At 38.6% G+C, this 736-nt stretch carries 1 pseudogene; it reads right to left on the bottom strand.

What is annotated here, in order from left to right:
• Nucleotides 1-736, bottom strand: a pseudogene (locus tag ACVC5O_RS00075) (hypothetical protein); the annotation flags it as partial.

The raw sequence follows: 736 nt of genomic DNA on the forward strand, positions 1-736 counted from the left end.
AAGCTTTCTTCTGTACATGCAGTTGCGTTTCCTGCGGAATTATATGGTATTACAGTCACATAAATTGTTGCCTCGTCTGGCAAATTAGTAGGTAAATTGTAAGTTGTTATATTACCAACATCTTGAGCGTTTAAAATATCGCTTCCTCCAGCAGTTGTGCCAACAGTTAAACTATACCCTGTAGCATTTCCTATGGCATTCCATGTTAAATCTGTTGCAATGGACACGTCTGTTGCTCCATTTAATGGTGACGTTAAAGTTGTACATAATGGCAGAATGACTTCTGTAGTAAAGCTTTCTTCTGTACATGCAGTTGCGTTTCCTGCGGAATTATAAGGTGTTACAAATACGTAAATTGTTGCCTCGTCTGGCAAATTAGTTGGTAAATCGAAAGTCGTTACGTTGCCAACATCTTGAGCGTTTAAAATATCGCTTCCTCCAGCAGTTGTGCCAACAGTTAAACTATATCCTGTGGCGTTTCCTATCGCATTCCATGTTAAATCTGTTGCAATGGACACGTCTGTTGCTCCATTTAATGGTGATGATAAAGTTGTACATAATGGCGGAATGACTTCTGTAGTAAAGCTTTCTTCTGAACATGCAGTTGCGTTTCCTGCGGAATTATATGGTATTACAGTCACATAAATTGTTGCCTCGTCTGGCAAATTAGTAGGTAAATTGTAAGTTGTTATATTACCAACATCTTGAGCGTTTAAAATATCACTTCCTCCAACAG

The sequence above is a fragment of the Lacinutrix salivirga genome (genome assembly GCF_053604675.1).